The sequence below is a fragment of the Paracoccus sp. SY genome, from assembly GCF_002901215.1.
GTDB lineage: Bacteria > Pseudomonadota > Alphaproteobacteria > Rhodobacterales > Rhodobacteraceae > Paracoccus > Paracoccus acridae.
This window is the reverse complement of record NZ_NWMQ01000148.1, coordinates 1-1,126: the sequence shown is the minus strand read 5'-3', so window position 1 is coordinate 1,126 and position 1,126 is coordinate 1. Positions and strand designations below refer to the sequence as shown.

The following is a 1,126-nucleotide window of genomic DNA, read 5'->3' as shown; positions in this document are numbered from 1 at the left end:
CGGGGCATTCCCTGCAACGTGGTGATGCCGCGCACCGCGCCGCAGGCCAAGAAGGACACGGTGCGCCGCTATGGGGGCGTGATCACGGAATGCGAGCCCTCGACCTCCTCGCGCGAGGCGACCTTTGCCGAGGTGCAGGCGCGGACGGGGGGCGACTTCGTCCATCCCTACAACGACCCGCGGGTGATCGCGGGGCAGGGCACCTGTTCCAAGGAGTTCATGGAGCAGACCGACGGGCTGGACATGGTGGTGGCGCCGATCGGCGGGGGCGGCATGATCTCGGGCACCTGCCTGACGCTTGCGACGCTGGCCCCGGAAACCAAGGTCATCGCGGCCGAACCGGAACAGGCCGACGACGCCTATCGCAGCTTCAAGGCGGGCCACATCATCGCCGACGATGCGCCCAAGACCATCGCTGACGGGCTTCTGGTGCCCTTGAAGGACCTGACCTGGCACTTCGTCAGCAACCACGTGTCGGAGATCTACACGGCGTCCGACGCCGAGATCGTCGAGGCGATGAAGCTGATCTGGAAGCACCTGCGCGTGGTGATGGAACCCTCCAGCGCGGTGCCGCTGGCCACCGTCCTGAAGAACCGCGACGCATTCGCCGGCAAGCGCGTCGGCATCATCATCACCGGCGGCAATGTCGATCTGGACAGGCTGCCCTGGATTGAAGGAATGGCATCATGAACGCACCGATCAAGACGAACGGCGTGAACCTCGACACCCTGGAGGTCGGCTTCGACGTGCCCGCGCTGCCGGGCATGGACGAGGGTGACATCCAGACGCCCTGCCTGATCCTGGACCTGGACGCGCTGGAGCGCAACATCCGCAAGATGGGCGACTATGCCCGCGCCCATGGGATGCGCCACCGGGCGCATGGCAAGATGCACAAGTCCGTCGATGTGCTGAAGCTGCAGATGGAGCTGGGCGGGGCCATCGGCGTCTGCTGCCAGAAGGTTTCCGAGGCCGAGGTCTTCGCCCGCGCCGGGATCCAGGACATCCTGGTCTCGAACCAGGTGCGCGACCCGCTGAAGATCGACCGGCTGGCGCGGCTGCCCAAGCTTTCGGGCGGGCGGATCATCGTCTGCGTGGACGACGTGGCGAATGTGGCGGATCTCTCGGC

Annotated in this window: 2 protein-coding genes; both read left to right on the top strand. The window is 66.4% G+C overall.

Annotation, left to right across the window (positions count from 1 at the left end; all coding sequences use genetic code 11):
• Positions 1-690 (top strand): pyridoxal-phosphate dependent enzyme (locus tag CK944_RS22220; RefSeq protein ID WP_103175192.1); only part of this gene is annotated, 690 nt, incomplete at its 5' end.
• A partial coding sequence (locus CK944_RS22215; RefSeq protein WP_192877802.1) for an alanine racemase occupies positions 687-1,126 on the top strand: 440 nt, incomplete at its 3' end. The genes CK944_RS22220 and CK944_RS22215, both read left to right, overlap by 4 nt.